Origin of the sequence: Agrobacterium sp. LAD9 (genome assembly GCF_003031125.1) — a bacterium.
GTDB lineage: Bacteria > Pseudomonadota > Alphaproteobacteria > Rhizobiales > Rhizobiaceae > Agrobacterium > Agrobacterium radiobacter.
The window spans coordinates 1-14,433 of record NZ_PHGS01000018.1 but is presented as its reverse complement, the minus strand read 5'-3'; the positions used below and the strand labels follow the sequence as shown (position 1 = coordinate 14,433).

The 14,433-nt window shown below is 60.1% G+C and carries 12 protein-coding genes; 9 read left to right on the top strand and 3 right to left on the bottom strand.

All coding sequences use genetic code 11. The features are described 5' to 3' along the window. Positions 1–13: 13 nt before the first annotated feature. From DA915_RS19040 to DA915_RS19020, 5 genes are all read left to right on the top strand, one after another. Positions 14–964 (top strand): ABC transporter permease, encoded by a 951-nt coding sequence (locus DA915_RS19040; RefSeq protein ID WP_107676930.1) that lies wholly within the window; start codon positions 14–16, stop codon positions 962–964. Next, on the top strand, positions 961–1,782 hold the full coding sequence (locus DA915_RS19035; RefSeq protein ID WP_192886608.1) for an ABC transporter permease: 822 nt from the start codon (positions 961–963) through the stop codon (positions 1,780–1,782). Before DA915_RS19040 ends, DA915_RS19035 begins: the two co-directional genes overlap by 4 nt. Before the next feature lie 53 nt (positions 1,783–1,835). Further along, complete coding sequence (locus DA915_RS19030; protein WP_107676929.1) at positions 1,836–3,233, top strand: amidase; 1,398 nt, start codon at positions 1,836–1,838, stop codon at positions 3,231–3,233. A gap of 97 nt (positions 3,234–3,330) precedes the next feature. After that, the gene (locus DA915_RS19025; RefSeq protein WP_162686199.1) at positions 3,331–3,897 is read left to right on the top strand and encodes a DJ-1/PfpI family protein; all 567 of its coding nucleotides are present in this window, start codon (positions 3,331–3,333) and stop codon (positions 3,895–3,897) included. 70 nt (positions 3,898–3,967) lie between these two features. Beyond that, the gene (locus tag DA915_RS19020) at positions 3,968–4,318 is read left to right on the top strand and encodes a ribbon-helix-helix domain-containing protein (RefSeq protein WP_003504781.1); all 351 of its coding nucleotides are present in this window, start codon (positions 3,968–3,970) and stop codon (positions 4,316–4,318) included. Positions 4,319–4,447: 129 nt separating this feature from the next. Here DA915_RS19020 and DA915_RS19015 read toward each other — a convergent pair whose 3' ends face one another. The 3 genes from DA915_RS19015 to DA915_RS19005 all read right to left on the bottom strand — a co-directional run bounded on the left by DA915_RS19015 (position 4,448) and on the right by DA915_RS19005 (position 8,157). After that, on the bottom strand, positions 4,448–5,368 hold the full coding sequence (locus tag DA915_RS19015) for an ABC transporter permease (protein ID WP_107676928.1): 921 nt from the start codon (positions 5,366–5,368) through the stop codon (positions 4,448–4,450). After that, positions 5,361–6,371 (bottom strand): ABC transporter permease, encoded by a 1,011-nt coding sequence (locus DA915_RS19010; RefSeq protein WP_003504786.1) that lies wholly within the window; start codon positions 6,369–6,371, stop codon positions 5,361–5,363. The genes DA915_RS19015 and DA915_RS19010 overlap by 8 nt, the downstream gene beginning before the upstream one ends. A gap of 76 nt (positions 6,372–6,447) precedes the next feature. After that, complete coding sequence (locus tag DA915_RS19005; RefSeq protein WP_107676927.1) at positions 6,448–8,157, bottom strand: peptide ABC transporter substrate-binding protein; 1,710 nt, start codon at positions 8,155–8,157, stop codon at positions 6,448–6,450. 305 nt (positions 8,158–8,462) lie between these two features. Here DA915_RS19005 and DA915_RS19000 point away from each other — a divergent pair, with 305 nt between their 5' ends. From DA915_RS19000 to DA915_RS18985, 4 genes are all read left to right on the top strand, one after another. Further along, the gene (locus tag DA915_RS19000) at positions 8,463–9,626 is read left to right on the top strand and encodes a M20 aminoacylase family protein (protein ID WP_107676926.1); all 1,164 of its coding nucleotides are present in this window, start codon (positions 8,463–8,465) and stop codon (positions 9,624–9,626) included. 48 nt (positions 9,627–9,674) lie between these two features. Next, the gene (locus DA915_RS18995; RefSeq protein WP_107676925.1) at positions 9,675–11,525 is read left to right on the top strand and encodes an ABC transporter ATP-binding protein; all 1,851 of its coding nucleotides are present in this window, start codon (positions 9,675–9,677) and stop codon (positions 11,523–11,525) included. A 290-nt stretch (positions 11,526–11,815) separates the two neighbouring features. Next, positions 11,816–12,769, top strand: coding sequence for a sugar-binding transcriptional regulator (locus DA915_RS18990; RefSeq protein ID WP_107676924.1), 954 nt, complete (start codon positions 11,816–11,818; stop codon positions 12,767–12,769). Positions 12,770–12,912: 143 nt separating this feature from the next. Then, positions 12,913–14,226 carry a sugar ABC transporter substrate-binding protein gene (locus tag DA915_RS18985; protein ID WP_107677043.1) on the top strand — a complete coding sequence of 438 codons (1,314 nt, stop codon included), beginning with the start codon at positions 12,913–12,915 and terminating at the stop codon, positions 14,224–14,226. The last annotated feature ends 207 nt before the right edge of the window (positions 14,227–14,433 follow it).

Here is a 14,433-nt window from a genome sequence, read left to right as displayed (position 1 = left end):
GAGAAGATGCCAGATGTTAGCCGTCCTCATCCGGCGTCTCGTCAGCCTCGTCATCACGCTGTTTGCCGTTTCCCTCATCATCTATGTCGTCATGGGCCTGCTGCCGGGCGATCCCGCGGCGATCATGCTTGGAACCTCGGCGAGCCCTGATACGCTCGCCGCGCTGCAGAAACAGATGGGTCTCGATCAGCCGCTGCCGCTGCGTTATCTCCATTGGCTCGCCGGCGTGTTTCAGGGCGATCTCGGGCAATCCTATACCTATGGCGTGCCGGTGGCGGGGCTGATCCTCGAGCGGCTGGCCGTCACCCTGCCGCTTGCGCTGCTGGCAGTCTGCCTGTCTGTCGCCATCGCCATTCCACTCGGCGTGGCGGCGGCGCGAAACCGTAACGGGGCGCTGGATTTTGCCGCCGGGCTGTTTTCCCATGTGGGCATTGCCGTGCCCGGTTTCTGGGTCGGGCTGCTGCTCATCATCGTTTTTTCCACCACGCTCGGCTGGATGCCGGCGGGCGGATTTCCCGGCTGGACGCCGAGCTTTTCAGCGGGTCTTATGGCGCTCATCCTTCCGGCGGTCGCGCTGGCGCTGTCGCAGGCCGGCGTTCTCACCCGCGTCTGCCGCTCCGCCGTGCTTGAGGTGATGAACGAGGATTTCGTGCGCACCGCCCGGGCCAAGGGTTTAAGCGAGCGGGTGGCGCTGTGGCGGCATGCGGTGCCGAACGCGATGATCCCTGTTGTCACCATGATCGGCCTGCAATTCACCTTCCTTATCGCAGGCGCGGTGCTTGTCGAGAATGTCTTCAATCTTCCGGGTCTTGGGCGGCTTGCCTATCAGGCGCTGACCCAGCGCGATATCGTTGTCATGCAGTCCGTCGTGCTGTTTTTTTCGGCGCTCGTGATCATCATGAATTTCGTGGTCGATATCGCCTATCTCCTCATCGACCCCAGACTGCGGGCAGGTGCGCGATGATGCGATTGATCCGCCGCCGCCCTGCCTTTGCCGTCGGCATCGCCGTTACGATCTTTCTGGTCGCAGTCGCCCTGTTGTCGCTGGTCTGGACACCGGTATCCCCCACAAAGATGCAGATCGTCCAGAAGCTGAAATCGCCATTCGTCTATGGCGGCCTCGGTACGGATCATTTCGGCCGCGACGTGTTGTCCATGCTGATGGCGGGTGCGTGGAACTCGCTGTCCACCTCCATCGCCGCCGTCGCCATCGGCGCATCTATCGGCACGGCCATCGGCGTTGCGGTCGCGGCGCTGCGCGGTTTCACCGAAACCGTGGTCATGCGCGTCTGCGATATCATCTTTGCGGTGCCGCCGATCCTGTCGGCCATGATGCTCGGCGCCTTCATCGGCACGGGGCGCTTCACCGCCATCATCGCCATCGCCACCTTCATGGTGCCGGTCTTCGCCCGGCTGACGCTGGGGGCGGCGCTGCAGATATGGTCGCGGGAATATGTCACCGCCGCTACAAGCATCGGCCAGAACCGCGCCCGGATCACGCTTTTCCATATCGTGCCGAATATTTCCAACCAGATCATCGTGCAGGTGACGATCCAGCTCGGCCTTGCGATATTGACGGAAGCAGGCCTTTCCTTCCTCGGTCTCGGCATGCCGCCGCCCGCCGCCACCTGGGGGCGAATGCTCGCGGATGCCCAGACCTATCTCGGCGCAGCACCATGGCTCGCCATCATGCCCGGCCTTGCGATTGCGCTTGCCGTTTTCGGCCTCAACCTTCTCGGCGATGGCCTGCGCGATCTGCTGGACCCGCGCGATACAAGCTGACCGCTCTAGAAAGCTGTCGCCCCTATTTCCTGTTTTCTGACGAGACGAAGCTGATGACCGATCTCATAGACCTCAACACGCTCGAAATCCTGTCGCTTTACCGGGGTAAGAGGCTTTCGCCATCGGAATATTGGCAGGCGGTGGAGGCGCGTATCGATGCATTCGAGCCGGTCGTGAACGCGCTTTACGCCTATGATCCGGAGGATGCACGCCGGCAGGCGCTGGCCTCGACGGAGCGCTGGCAAAAGGGTGAAACGCTCGGGCCCCTTGATGGAATTCCGGTCTCGCTCAAGGAATTGATCGCCACGAAAGGCCATCCCGTTCCGCTTGGCACCAAAGCGGTAGAACTGGTGCCTGCAGTTGAAGATGCGCCGGTGGCCGCCCGCTGCCGCGAGGATGGCGCGATCCTTTACGCCAAGACGACCTGCCCGGATTACGGCATGCTCTCCTCCGGCCTTTCCAGTTTTCACAAGCTCAGCCGCAATCCTTGGGACCCGACACAGAACCCCGGCGGCTCCAGCGCCGGTGCGGCCTCGGCCGGGGCCGCTGGTTATGGCACGCTGCATATCGGCACGGATATTGGCGGCTCGGTGCGGCTGCCGGCGGGGTGGACGGGATTGTTCGGTTTCAAGCCGAGCCAGGGCCGCATCCCGGTCGATCCCTATTATACCGGCCGCTGCGCCGGGCCGATGACCCGCACCGTTATCGATGCGGCCTATGCGATGGCCACGCTTTCACGGCCCGACTGGCGCGACGGCACATCGCTGCCGCCGAATGACATCGACTGGATGGACCTCGATATCGACGTGAAGGGCCTGAAAGTCGGCCTGATGCTGGATGCCGGCTGCGGCCTGCCGTTGGAGGATGAGGTGCGCGACGCCGTGCTTTCCGCCGCGAAACTGTTCGAGGCGGCGGGCGCAATCATCATCCCGGTCGAGCCGGTGCTGACGCGGGAGATGCTGGATGGGCTGGACGACTTCTGGCGCGCGAAATTCTGGGGCGACATGGCGGCGCTGAGCGCAGACCGCCGCGCCGCGATCCTTCCCTATATTCATGAATGGGCACAGAAGGGGGCGGATATTTCCGGCGCACGCGCCGTTTTCGGTTTCAACCAGACCATGGAAATGCGTAAGCTCTGCGGGCGGTTGATGCAGTCCGTTGATGCGGTGATTTCACCCGTCAATCCCATCGTGTCCTATCCGGCCGACTGGGCCTCGCCCACCAATGATCCCGCACGGCCGTTCGAACATATCGCCTTCACCGTGCCGTGGAACATGTCGGAACAGCCCGCATCCTCGATCAATTGCGGTTTTTCGAAATCGGGTATGCCCATCGGCCTGCAGATCGTCGGCCCGCGTTACGAGGATCTACTCGTGCTGAAGCTTTCCAGAGCCTTTGAGACCTGGGGCGGCGGTGTGCGTCGCTGGCCGGAGCCGCCGCAGGGTCGCTGATCGTGCCTTTATCGACTATGTAGTATTGCCATAATACCCGCATCCGCGCCCGGCCTGTTAGGTTGCCCAAAGGCATTCGAAAACGGGAGGAGCAAACATGCCGAAGAAGATTTTGATGATCGCCGGCGATTTCGCCGAGGATTACGAGACCATGGTGCCGTTCCAGACGTTGCTCGCTGTCGGCCACACGGTCCATGCCGTCTGCCCCGGCAAGAAAGCGGGCCAGACCATCGCTACGGCCATCCATGATTTCGAGGGCGACCAGACCTATTCGGAAAAACGCGGCCATAATTTCGCGCTCAACGCCACCTTCGCCGATATCAAGGTTGCGGATTATGATGCGCTGGTCATTCCCGGCGGCCGCGCGCCGGAATATCTGCGGCTTAATGCGGATGTGCTTGCGGCGGTGAAACATTTTTTCGAGGCTGACAAGCCGGTGGCGGCCGTCTGCCACGGTGCGCAACTGCTCGCGGCTGCTGGTGTTTTGAAGGGCCGCACCTGCTCGGCCTATCCGGCCTGCCGTCCCGAGGTCGAGCTTGCCGGAGGCACCTATGCCGATATCGCCATCGATGCGGCGGTTACCGATGGCAAGCTGGTGACCGCCCCTGCATGGCCGGCACATCCGGCATGGCTTTCGCAATTCATGGCGGTGCTCGGCAAATAAGACCTGCGAAACGGGGCTTTTTCCGGCCCCGTTTTCCGCCTATCTTTCAGACGTGGTGAGGGAGGAAACCATGTGCAAGCTTTTCATCAAGGCAGACCCGGCGCTTTGGGAAAGCCATACGCGGTCGCTCAGGATCGATGGCATGGTCACCAGCGTCCGGCTCGAGAATTTCTTCTGGACGACGCTGGACGAGATCGCGCGGCGGGATGGCATGAACAGCGTGCAGCTTATCGCCAAGCTTTATAATGAATCGATCGATGCCGGGCATGATCTCGGAAATTTCACCTCGTTCCTGCGGGTCTGCTGCGGGCGTTATCTTGCGCTTCAGCTTTCCGGCGACATTCCGGCGCGCAGCGATATTCCGATTGCCGCGCTGGATGCCGACAGCATCCTTGATGCGGAAAAGGTGAATTATCACTAGTCGGCAGCCTTACTCGACGTCATCCTCGGGCTTGACCCGAGGATCCACCATCACACGTGGCATTGGATCCTCGGGTCAGGCCCGAGGATGACGGTGGAGAGGTTCTTGTGACGCAGAGAACGCGTCTTCTCAACTCTTCAATGCGCGTGGATCAAGCGCATCGCGCACGGCGTCGCCGATGTAGTTGACGCTCAGAACCGTCAGCGAGATCGCCAGTCCCGGCCACAGCACACGCGAGGGCGTCAGCTGCAGGAAATTGGCGCCATCGAACAGCAGCCGTCCCCAGGTCGGGAAGTCCGACGGGAAACCGAGGCCGAGGAAAGACAGCGCCGATTCCGTGATGATGGCCGAGGCGATGCCGAGCGTGGCCGAGACCATGATCGAACTCAGCACATTCGGCAGGATATGGCGCAGGATGATGCGATACTCACGCATGCCGCTCGATTTCGCCGCCATGATGAATTCCTGGCTTTTGATCGTCAGCACATCGCCGCGCACAATGCGCGCGGTATGCATCCAGCTGGTGATCCCGATCACGAAGACAATCAGGATGAAGATGCCGGTTTCCGGCCCGAAGGCGGCCCTCAACGTGTCGCGAAACAGCATCAGGATGACGAGCAGCAGCGGCAAAAGCGGCAGCGCCAGAAACAGGTCCGTCAACCGCATCAGCGGCCCGTCCAGATTTCGGAAATAACCTGAAAGCACACCCACCAGCGTGCCGAGAAACAGGGCCAAAAGCATGGCAGTGATGCCGACGGCAAGCGAGATGCGCCCACCGGCCAGAACCTGCGCCAGCATGTCCTTGCCGAGATTATCGGTGCCGAAGGGATGCGCCAGCGACGGCCACTGGTTACGTGCCTTCACGTTGATGGCGTTGGGCGCAACGGTGTGGATATAGGGGCCGACATAGACCGCAAGCAGGATGAAGACGAAGACAAAAAGCCCGGCCACCCCGCCCTTGTGGACGCGGAACTGTTTCCAGATATCGGCAAGGGCGGATTGTGTTGGGGTGGCCGCAACCGTCGGCGCTGCAATGGTGGCGTCAGTCATAGCGGATCCTCGGGTCGAGAATGCCGTAAAGCACGTCGGCAATCAGGTTGAAGAGCACGATAAGCACCGCGAAAATGAAGGTCAGCGTCTGCACCAGCGGAATATCCGCGCCCTGAACGGCGGTTATCAGCAATTGGCCAAGCCCGTTCACACGGAAAATCTGCTCGGTGATGATGGCGCCGGAAAAGATCGTCGGCACGCCGAGCGCAATCACGGTGACGACCGGGATAAGGCTGTTGCGAAGCACATGAACGAGCAGGACGGATTTTTCCTTCACGCCCTTGGCGCGCGCGGTGCGCACATAGTCCTGATGTAGATTGTCGAGCATGGAGGCGCGGACGAAGCGGCTGATCTGCGAGACATTGTAGAGGGTCAATACCAGCACCGGCAGGAACATCTGTTTGATCTGCGCCACAAAGCTTCCCCAGTCCGTCACCTGCAGATTGGTGTCATAGACGGAAGGGAACCATTGCAGGTAAGAGCTGAAGATCACCACCAGCAGCACGCCGGTGAAGAAGGTCGGCACCGAATAACCGACCATCGAAACGAAGGTGCCGATCTGGTCGAAGATCGAATATTGCTTGTAGGCTGAAATGACGCCGATCGGGATCGCCAGCAGCGCACCGAAGAGATAGGCAAGGCCCACTACCCAAAGTGTCTGCGGCATGCGCTGAATGACGAGATCGACAACCGGGCTGCGCGTCGCCCAGGAGAGCACGCGCATGCGGCTGCCATCGCCGATCTGCCAGCCGGTCAGCTTTTCGAAGAGGTTCAGCGGCTCGTTGATGAAGAATTGCTGCAGCCACATCAGGTAACGGATGAAGAACGGCTGGTCGAGGCCGAGGGAGGCGCGGATCTGCTCGCGCACTTCGGGCGGAATGGTCAGCGGCAGGTCGCCGGTCGGATCGTTCGGCGCGAGATCGAGCAGGGCGAAGATGACGAAGCTGATGACGAGCAGCGTCGGTACGGCAAAGGCAAGCCGCCGGAGCGTAAAGGTAAACATCGGAAAGTCTCCAGACCGTCAGGGTCTCGCAAAACGAGCGCGGCCGCCCTTTCAGGGGCGACCGCGCATTTGCGTGTTACTTTTTGCGGGACCAGTCCGCGACGTTCCAGAGTTCCGAATCCCAGGCATTCATGCGAACGCCTTCGAGTGTCAGCGAATGCGAGGAGACGTTGCCACGGTGGATCAGCGGAATATGTGCGCCTTCTTCCGTCAGCATGTCGTTCAGCTGTTTGGCGATTTCCCCACGCTTGGCGAAATCGGTCGTCTTGGAAAGGACGCCCACCAGCTTGTCGAATTCCGGGTTGCAATAACGCGGAACATTCTGACCTTGCCAGCCGTTTGCGGGGGCGGGGATCTTGTCGCACAGCCATTCCGCCAGATATTTTTCCGGGTCGGTGCCGTCGAAATTGTTGGTGTACATTTCAACGTCGGCATAAAATTTCTGGAAGGTATCCGGGCTTGCCGGATCGCCGCCGAAGAACACCGAGGCGCTGACATTGCGCAGTTCGGACGCAACGCCGATCTGCGACCACATGTCCTTCACCAGTTCCTGCGCTGCCTGGCGAACGGAGTTGGTGGAGGTCTGGTAGAGGAAGGACAGCTTCACGCCGTTCTTGGCACGGATGCCATCGGCGCCCTTCACCCAGCCTGCATCGTCGAGCAGCTTGTTTGCACCTTCCAAATCCTGCTTGAGGCACCAGCTGTCGTTTTTCGTCGAAGCGACAGCCGCCGGGGCCGGCACGATGTTGCAGGTCGGCTTGCCCGCCTCGCCATAACCCGTCTCATCGATAATGTCACGATCGATGGCGAGCGAGAGCGCACGGCGCACGGCCGGGTCGGAAAGGGCCGGATGCGGACCGCCCTCCTTGGTGGAGCGCTTGTCACCCAGCGCAGGGTCGGCATTGTACCAGTTGAGATTGATGCGCTCGACCTGCGTGCCGAAGGCGGTTTCCAGCTTGCCCTTGCCGGCGGCCACCATGGTCGCCAGAATTTCCGGCTCCACCTGCATGTTCCAGGCGTAGTCGAATTCACCCGTTTCAAGCACGGCACGCGCAGCGGATGCCGCGTCACCGCCGCCCTTCAGGGTCGCCGTGGCGAAAGCGGGCTTGGCGGGATCGCGATAATTGGGGTTGGCGACATAGCTGATGACGTCGTTCGGCTTGAACTCCTTGACCACAAAGGGGCCGGTGCCGATGGGGCCGAAATTGGCGGATGTGCAGCCGGGAGCCGCGGCGCCGACGCATTTTTCGAACTGCTTCTTCTGGATGACGGGCGATTGCGCGCCGACAAATGCCGAGTAGGGGTAGGGCTTGGGTTCAGTGAAGCTGATCTTGACGGTATGGGCGTCGATAGCCTCAACGTTTTTCACGCCTTCATATTGTGCCGCCTGCGCGCAGCCGCCGTCGGGTGCGGTGCAATATTTCCACGTGAAGATGACGTCGTCAGCGGTAAGCGGCGTGCCGTCGGACCATTTGACGTCACTTTTCAGCTTCCACGTCATGCTGAGCAGATCCTTCGCGACGCCGCCATTGTCGACCGTCGGGATCTCGCTCACCAGCATCGGCACCAGCTCGCCCTTTTCGTCGTAGCGGGCCAGAGGCTCAATCACCATGGACGAGCTGTAGATCTCTTTGGTGCCGCCGGAAAGATAAGGGTTGAGTGTCGATACAGCCTGCCAGAACAGGATTTTCAGTTCACCGTCACTGCCGCGTTCGGCATGGGCGGCAGATCCTGCCAAGGCCATCGCCGCCACCGTGCTGGCAAAGAGAATGCTGCGCTTCTTCATTATGTTTTCCCCTTTTTTGGATTTTATCTATTTGAATGTTTGACGCTTTTCCTGTCGTCATGCGCAAGGTATTTTATTGTAAGTATTTGACTTTGCTGAATAATATCCATTCATTCCAGATGATGCTATTGTCAGTGTTTTTGAAAAGCAAGCCCCAAAGTCTTATTGATGAACAAAATTTGAGCCATTCGCCTTCCGGCCTATTTTTCGCTCATTCAGCAAATTTCACACTTGCAAAAGGAGAAATTCCAAACGCAATATGTTTTCCGACAACCCGGCGGGGAACAAAAAAAGGGAAAAAGAGGATGCCGATATTGAACCGTGTGGCTGAAATGCAGGAAGACGTTGCCGGCTGGAGACGCCATCTGCATGAGCACCCGGAACTGCTCTATGATGTCTTCGAAACATCGAAATTCGTTGCCGAAAAACTGAAGTCCTTCGGCTGCGATGTGGTCGAGACCGGCATCGGCAAGACCGGCGTGGTCGGCATCATCAAGGGGCGGCATGGGGATGGCCCGACCATCGGTTTCCGCTCCGACATGGACGCGCTGCCGATTCTCGAGACCAGCGGCAAGCCCTGGGCCTCGAAGACGCCCGGCAAGGCCCATTCCTGCGGCCATGACGGGCACACCGCCATGCTTCTGGGGGCGGCGCAATATCTGGCCGAGACCCGCAATTTCAAAGGCTCCGTCGCGGTCATCTTCCAGCCGGCGGAAGAGGGCGGGGCAGGCGCGCTCGCCATGCTGAACGACGGCATGATGGAGAAATTCGGCATTTCGCAGGTCTATGGCATGCATAACGAGCCGGGCATTCCCGTCGGGCAATTCGCCATCCGCAAGGGTTCCACCATGGCGGCGGCGGATAGTTTCGAAATCGTCATCACCGGCAAAGGCAGCCATGCGGCCGCGCCCCATCTTTCCATCGATCCGGTACTGACCTCGGCGCATATCATCATCGCGCTGCAATCCATCGTCTCGCGCGAGACAGACCCGTTGAAATCGCTGGTCGTCACCGTCGCCACCACCCATGGCGGCACGGCGGTCAATGTCATTCCGGGTTCGGTGACGCTGACGGGCACAGTGAGAACCCTGCTGCCGGAAACCCGCGATTTTGCCGAAAAGCGGCTGAAGGAAGTGGCCACCGCCACGGCAATGGCGCATGGCGCCAGCGTGGAGGTGAAATATCACCGCGGATATCCCGTCACCTTCAACCATAGTGACGAGACCGAATTCGCGACCGGCGTGGCGATGGGCGTGGCGGGTGCGAACGCCGTCAACACCAATCCCAACCCGCATATGGGTGCGGAAGATTTTTCCTACATGCTGGAAGCCCGCCCCGGCGCCTTCATCTTCATCGGTAACGGCGACACGGCCGGGCTGCACAATGCGGCCTATGATTTCAACGACGAGGCCCTGCCTTACGGCATCAGCTACTGGGTTTCGATGGCCGAAACCGCACTTGCTGCATAAGACATCCGGCGGCCTTCATGGCCGCCTTCTGCTTTTCAGGAGATCGGCATGCTTTTGGCGGCGACATCAATGGAACAGACCGGCGGTTCGATAAGCCCGGTTCTTTCGGTTCAGAATCTCACCACCTCCTTCCGCGTCGATGACGGCTGGAAATCCGTGGTGCGCAATATGAGTTTCGAGATTGCACCGCGCGAAACGGTGGCGATCGTCGGCGAAAGCGGCTCGGGCAAGAGCGTGACCTCGCTTTCCATCATGCGGCTTCTCGATAAAAAGACGAGCCGCATCGAGGGCAAGGTCATGCTTGACGGGCGCGACCTGCTGGCGCTGCCGGAAGAGGAGATGCGCAAGGTTCGCGGCAAGGATATCTCGATGATCTTCCAGGAGCCGATGACCAGCCTCAACCCGATCTTCCCGATCGGCAAGCAGATCGCCGAAGCGCTGACCGTGCATCAGGACATTTCCTCCTCTGCCGCCAAGACAGAGGTCATACGCCTTCTGGAAAAGGTCCGCATTCCCAATGCGGCGAACCGTTTCGGCGATTATCCGCACCAGTTTTCCGGCGGCATGCGCCAGCGCGTGATGATCGCCATGGCGCTTGCCTCCAAGCCGAAGCTCCTGATCGCCGACGAGCCGACGACGGCGCTCGATGTGACCATTCAGGGCCAGATTCTCGACCTCATCAAGCAATTGCAGGAAGAGGAGGGCATGTCGGTCCTGTTCATCACCCACGATATGGGCGTGGTGGCGGAAGTGGCTGACCGCACCATCGTCATGTTCCGTGGCGATGTGGTGGAAACCGGCACTACCGACGATATCTTCCATCGCGGCCATCACCCCTATACGCGCGCTTTGCTTTCGGCCGTGCCGAAACTCGGTTCGATGAGGTCTCGGGTGCTGCCCGCCCGTTTCCCGATCATCGATATCAAGACCGGCGAGAGCCAGCCGGTGGCGGAGGTGAAGGATACGGTCTCCGGTTCGCGCACGCCGATTCTCTCGGTCAGGGACCTGACGACCCGTTTCGATATTCGCTCCGGTCTTTTCGGCCGCAAATCCGGCGCCGTGCATGCGGTGGAAAAGGTCTCCTTCGATCTGGCTGAAGGCGAGACACTATCGCTGGTCGGCGAGAGCGGTTGCGGCAAGTCCACCACCGGGCGGTCGATAACCCGGCTGATCGAGCCAACCTCCGGCAATGTCACGCTTGACGGTTACGAGGTGATGAAACTCGACAAGACAACGTTGCGCACCATGCGCCGCAGTGTGCAGATGATCTTCCAGGACCCCTTCGCCTCGCTCGATCCGCGCATGAGTATCGGCACGGCGATCATGGAGCCTTTCGTTGAACATCGTCTCGGCGCCAAACAGCAGGCGCGGGAAAAGGCGGCCGATCTTCTGGAGAAAGTGGGTCTCAACCCGGATATGATGCGGCGCTTCCCGCATGAATTTTCCGGTGGCCAGCGCCAGCGCATCGCCATTGCCCGCTCGCTGATGCTCGACCCCAAGGTCATCGTCGCGGACGAGGCGGTGTCGGCGCTCGATGTGTCTATCAAGGCGCAGGTCTGCAACCTGCTGCTCGACCTGCAGCAGAGCCTAAACCTCGCTTTCCTGTTCATCAGCCATGACATGGCGGTGGTGGAGCGTGTCAGCCACCGGGTGGCGGTGATGTATCTCGGTGAGATCGTCGAGATCGGACCGCGTGCGGCGGTTTTCGACAATCCGCAGCACCCCTATACGAAAAAGCTGATGTCGGCCGTTCCTGTGCCCGACCCGGCGCGCCGGCAGATCCGGCGCAATATGGCGACGGACGAGATCAGAAGCCCGATCCGCCCGGTGGATTACGTGCCGCCGCAGCGCCATTACCGTGAGGTCTCGGCGGGGCATCTGGTGCAGGAAGCGGCTTGATTGGTCGGTGGGGTCGATAAATCCCGCACCGTCACCCCGGTCTTGATCCGGGGTCCAGCGCGATCAAGTCTTTGATCGCAAAAGGCTCTTCTCACGACGCAGACGCGCCGTGGCTGGATTTCGGCTTAAGGCCGGAATGACGGAGAAATAGTGACACCAGCCATAAGGTAAACCACCGTCTAGCACTCGCTGGTTTGCATCAGGTCGCCTTTGCGCGCATACCCCCGTTTGACAGGCGACGCAAAAAAATGCCAGCAAATGCTCGAGCATAATTCTTAGAGGGCGGCGGCATGGCCAGACGAAACGACGCACATGGACGGCTGGATGATGCGGCCCGCGCCGGCTGGCTTTATTATGTCGCCGGCCGCACGCAGGATGAGATCGCCGCCGCCATGGGCATATCCCGGCAATCGGCGCAGCGGCTGGTGTCGCTCGCCGTCGCCGAGCGTCTGATCAAGGTCCGGCTCGATCATCCCATCGCCGCCTGTCTCGAAAAAGCCGAGCGCCTGAAAGAGAAATTCGACCTTAAATATATCGAGGTGGTGCCGAGCGATCCGGCCGGTGTCTCCTCCACGGTGGGGATCGCCGAGGCGGGGGCCGCGGAAATCGAGCGCTGGCTGAAAAACGCCGATCCCATCGTGCTCGCCATTGGCACCGGCCGCACGCTGAAGGCAGCGGTGGACCAGTTGCCGCCGATGGAATGCCCACAGCACCGCATCGTGTCACTGACAGGCAATATCGGGCCGGATGGCTCGGCTGCCTATTACAACGTCATCTTCAGCATGGCCGATGCCATCAAGGCGCGGCATTTTCCCATGCCGCTGCCAGTCCTGTGCTCCTCGGCGGAAGAACGTGAATTGCTGCATGACCAGTCCATGGTGCGCTCGACGCTGGCGCTGGGTTCTGCGGCCAATGTCACCTTCGTCGGTGTCGGCGAACTCGGTGAAAACGCACCGCTCTGCGTTGATGGTTTCCTCGGTGTTGACGAGATGAAGGCGCTGATGGCAAGCGGTGCGGTCGGCGAGATCTGTGGCTGGATGTATGATGCCAATGGCCACATTCTCGACCATTCCGTCAACGAGCGCGTCGCTTCCGTTCCCATCCCATCACGAGAGACCTGCACGGTCATCGGAATGGCGCAGGGCACGCGCAAAAATGCCTCGATTCTGGCGGCGCTGAGAGGCGGTCTGTTGAACGGACTCATCACCGATGAAGCGACAAGTGAATATTTGCTCACGCATTGAGCAAAAATTAATTCCTTAAAATCAAAGACTTGATTTTTCCATGTGCGCCGCAGCACAGGATGTTGCTTGACATTTTTGCTCTGCGGGTGAGTAAATGCCCTAGAGCAAAGCGAATGCTCATAAATTTCTTCTGGGAGGAAGATATGACATTGAAGACCATTTTGCTGGGCGCATGCTCGGCACTCGCCTTTACGACCCTTGCTTCCGCCGAAACGCTGACCATCGCCACCGTGAACAATGGCGACATGATCCGCATGCAGGGGCTGACCTCCGACTTCACCACCAAGAACCCCGACATCAAGGTCGAATGGGTCACGCTTGAGGAAAACGTCCTGCGTGAGCGTGTGACAACGGATATTGCCACCAATGGCGGCCAATACGACATCATGACCATCGGCAATTATGAAGTGCCGATCTGGGCCAAGCAGGGCTGGCTGCTGCCGCTCGAGAAGCTTGGCGACAAATACGACGTGGATGACATTCTGCCGGCGATCCGCGGCGGTCTTTCCAGCGAAGGCAAGCTTTATGCGGCGCCCTTCTACGGCGAATCCGCCATGATCATGTATCGCAAGGACCTGTTTGAAAAAGCCGGTCTGAAGATGCCCGAAAACCCGACCTGGGAATTCATCGGTGATGCCGCCCGCAAGATTACCGACCGCAAGACTGATATCAACGGCATGTGCCTGCGCGGCAAGGCTGGCTGGGGCGAAAACATGGCCTTCATCAGCGCGCTCACCAACTCCTTCGGTGGCCGCTGGTTCGATGAAAACTGGAAACCGCAGTTCGATCAGCCGGAATGGAAGAGCGCGCTGCAATTCTACGTCGATCTGATGAAGGATGCCGGCCCGTCGGGCGCTTCCTCCAACGGTTTCAACGAAAACCTGACGCTGTTCCAGCAGGGCAAATGCGGCATGTGGATCGACGCCACGGTTGCTGCCTCCTTCGTGTCCAACCCGAAGGATTCGACCGTTGCCGACAAGGTCGGTTATGCGCTGTTCCCGACGCATGGCGAGCTGAAGAACCACGGCAACTGGTTGTGGTCGTGGAACCTCGCCATCCCGAAGAGCTCGCAGAAGGCGGAAGCCGCCGAGAAGTTCATCTCCTGGGCAACCAGCAAGGACTACACCACGCTTGTTGCTTCCAAGGAAGGCTGGGCAAACGTGCCTCCGGGCACCCGCACCTCGCTTTACAAGAACGCCGAGTATGAAAAGGCAGCCGCCTTCGCCAAGCCGACGCTTGCTGCAATGGATGCCGCCGACATTACCAAGCCGACTGTAAAGCCCGTGCCTTATACCGGTGGCCAGTTCGTGGCGATCCCTGAATTCCAGGCGCTCGGCACCACGGTTGGTCAGCTGTTCTCGGCGGTTGTTGCCGGCCAGTCCAGCGTCGATGATGCGCTTGCAGGCGCTCAGTCGACGGCAACGCGCGAAATGACCCGCGCCGGTTACATCAAGTAATCCTCCCGAAGATTGCTGTCCGGCGCCAATGCCGGGCAGCGAACTCTCCGGGTCTAAGCCGCCGGTTACGCGGCGGCCTTTATGCCTTTCAAATCAAAACAAGAATGAGCCGGTTCTTCCGGATATACCGGGCGCATGTCGTGATGCCCGGGCCCAAGGGGAGGTGAGTGTAATGGCAACACGAAACACGAGCGGTCTGGCGCGGGT

What these genes read in the sequence shown, in the direction of transcription:
- DA915_RS19040 (WP_107676930.1), top strand. Translation starts at nt 14, where the DNA reads ATGTTAGCCGTCCTCATCCGGCGTCTCGTCAGCCTCGTCATCACGCTG.
- DA915_RS19035 (WP_192886608.1), top strand. Translation starts at nt 961, where the DNA reads ATGATGCGATTGATCCGCCGCCGCCCTGCCTTTGCCGTCGGCATCGCC.
- DA915_RS19030 (WP_107676929.1), top strand. Translation starts at nt 1,836, where the DNA reads ATGACCGATCTCATAGACCTCAACACGCTCGAAATCCTGTCGCTTTAC.
- DA915_RS19025 (WP_162686199.1), top strand. Translation starts at nt 3,331, where the DNA reads ATGCCGAAGAAGATTTTGATGATCGCCGGCGATTTCGCCGAGGATTAC.
- DA915_RS19020 (WP_003504781.1), top strand. Translation starts at nt 3,968, where the DNA reads ATGTGCAAGCTTTTCATCAAGGCAGACCCGGCGCTTTGGGAAAGCCAT.
- DA915_RS19015 (WP_107676928.1), bottom strand. Translation starts at nt 5,368, where the DNA reads ATGACTGACGCCACCATTGCAGCGCCGACGGTTGCGGCCACCCCAACA.
- DA915_RS19010 (WP_003504786.1), bottom strand. Translation starts at nt 6,371, where the DNA reads ATGTTTACCTTTACGCTCCGGCGGCTTGCCTTTGCCGTACCGACGCTG.
- DA915_RS19005 (WP_107676927.1), bottom strand. Translation starts at nt 8,157, where the DNA reads ATGAAGAAGCGCAGCATTCTCTTTGCCAGCACGGTGGCGGCGATGGCC.
- DA915_RS19000 (WP_107676926.1), top strand. Translation starts at nt 8,463, where the DNA reads ATGCCGATATTGAACCGTGTGGCTGAAATGCAGGAAGACGTTGCCGGC.
- DA915_RS18995 (WP_107676925.1), top strand. Translation starts at nt 9,675, where the DNA reads ATGCTTTTGGCGGCGACATCAATGGAACAGACCGGCGGTTCGATAAGC.
- DA915_RS18990 (WP_107676924.1), top strand. Translation starts at nt 11,816, where the DNA reads ATGGCCAGACGAAACGACGCACATGGACGGCTGGATGATGCGGCCCGC.
- DA915_RS18985 (WP_107677043.1), top strand. Translation starts at nt 12,913, where the DNA reads ATGACATTGAAGACCATTTTGCTGGGCGCATGCTCGGCACTCGCCTTT.